This is a genomic window from Synechococcus sp. R6-7, from assembly GCF_047461695.1.
GTDB lineage: Bacteria > Cyanobacteriota > Cyanobacteriia > Thermostichales > Thermostichaceae > Thermostichus.
Genome location: NZ_JANSHS010000459.1, coordinates 1 through 957 on the forward strand (window position 1 = coordinate 1; position 957 = coordinate 957).

Annotated in this window: 1 protein-coding gene; it reads left to right on the plus strand. The window is 55.1% G+C overall.

Going from position 1 to position 957, the window contains the following annotated elements; translation table 11 throughout:
- The first annotated feature begins 201 nt into the window (after positions 1-201).
- Positions 202-849, plus strand: a complete 648-nt coding sequence (locus tag NW815_RS12710) for a thermonuclease family protein (protein ID WP_414343347.1) — start codon at positions 202-204, stop codon at positions 847-849.
- The last annotated feature ends 108 nt before the right edge of the window (positions 850-957 follow it).

Genomic DNA, 957 nt, shown 5'->3' on the forward strand with positions numbered 1-957 from the left:
TGCTCCGCAACGCTGACGCGAAGACGCGACGACGCGACCAACGTTTTAGGTGTGGGTAGAGTGTCCTAGTTTGAATCGAAATGACCAACTACCTGACCCATCTACTCCAGTTTTTTGTAGAGTGACGGCAGGTGAGCCGGATCCCGCATTGAGGCCCAGTGGGCAGCGGTGTGAGGGCAGTGTGAGATCCAAAGGTCAACCATGCGAACCATCCCTATCGTCAAGTCCGCCATGCAACGGCTAAAGTCCATGCTGCAAAAATCCCTGCGTTCTGCTCCGACTTCCCCCCGCTCCAGATCCCTGCTGGCATCCAATGGACGGAGCCTGATCAAGCTGGGCAGCTTTCTGGCCTTGCCTTTGATATTCTCGACATTGCCCGGTTGGGCTTTAACATTGGTGGCGCGTCCGGATCTGCGCGACCTCAAACGTGCAGCCGTGGTTCGGGTGGTCAACTACAACACCCTGGTTGTTCAGCTTGAAGGAGACTTGAATTTGCGGCTGGTGCAACTGATTGGGATCGATCCCTTGCCTGACCCGATCAACCCCAACTGGACGGAGTTGCGCGGACAAACCCCTCTGGCAGTTTACAATGCCGGCCAATATTTGCAGACTGCTCTGCTGGGACGTGAGGTGTTTTTGGAGTTGGATCCTGCCCTAGCCCCTGCTCCCACCTTGCCTGCCTACGTTTGGCAAGCCAATACCCTCATCAACCAGGAAATGCTGTTTTTGGGGCATGGCCTGTTGTCGCCACAAACCGATGGCTTGAAGTACGGCCCCATTCTTACTGAAGCTGCCGATGCAGCCAAAAGACAAGGACGCGGCTATTGGACAACCTACGGCCCTCGCTAGAGACCAAGCCAAACCCAGAGCTGGAATTGCCGGCCTGTTTGTTGAGAATAATCTCAACAGCCATCTTCCGCCGGTCGGTGAGAGCATGACTCTAGTCAATAATAAGCT

Bases quoted from the DNA above. Each gene is read 5' to 3' on its own strand.
- NW815_RS12710 (WP_414343347.1), top strand. From the start codon at position 202: ATGCGAACCATCCCTATCGTCAAGTCCGCCATGCAACGGCTAAAGTCC.